Annotated in this window: 1 protein-coding gene; it reads left to right on the top strand. The window is 79.4% G+C overall.

The annotated features are described in order from the left end of the window. Positions 1–594, top strand: a 594-nt coding sequence (locus tag SSNG_RS04775; protein WP_165364973.1) for a phosphotransferase, incomplete at its 5' end; no start/stop codon positions are given. Positions 595–738 lie beyond the last annotated feature (144 nt).

The raw sequence follows: 738 nt of genomic DNA, 5'->3' as shown, positions 1-738 counted from the left end.
GGCTGGTCCATGGACCCGCTGGCGCACCCCGACCGGTACCTGGAGCCGCTCGCCCGGACCCTGGTCGCGGTGCACACGACTCCGCCGGACACCTCCCCGGCCCTCGCGGCCCGGGCGGCGACGGACGGTGCGGACCCCGGCGCCGTCCGCGCCCGCACCGCGGACCGGCTCGCCCGGGCCCGCGCCGAACTCCCCCTGCCGGCGGCCGGAGTGCGCCGGTGGCAGTCCTGGCTGGACGACGACCGGCTGTGGCCCGGACGGCTGACGCTGGTGCACGGCGACGTCCACCCCGGGCACACCCTGGTGACCCGCCCGCGCTCCGGGCCGCCCGTCCTGGCCGGTCTGCTGGACTGGGCGAACGCCCATGTCGGCGATCCCGCCGTCGACTTCGTCGACCTGCTCTACGCGGGCGGCCCCGCCGTCCTCGACCGGCTCCTCGCGGCCTACCGCGCGGCGGGCGGCGACGTACGCCCCGGCCTGCGGGAACACGTGCTGGCCCGGGCCGACTTCCTGTGGGTCCACGTGGCCCTGCGCGGCCTGGACACCGGCCGCCCGGCCTGGGTGGAGACGGCCCTGCGCAGGATGGCGCCGTGACGGGCCCGGGCGCCGGGGCGCGCACGAGCGGCCGCACACCGGGCGGGACGGCGTACACGGTGCACGGAGCGGCGGGCCCGCCGGTGGTCCTGGTGGCCGGCGCGGGCGGATCGGGCCGGATCTGGGAACACCACCAGGTCCCGG

The organism is Streptomyces sp. C, from assembly GCF_000158895.1.
GTDB lineage: Bacteria > Actinomycetota > Actinomycetes > Streptomycetales > Streptomycetaceae > Streptomyces > Streptomyces racemochromogenes.
Note: the sequence above shows the minus strand (reverse complement) of the source record. Positions and strands in the feature narration are given on the sequence as shown.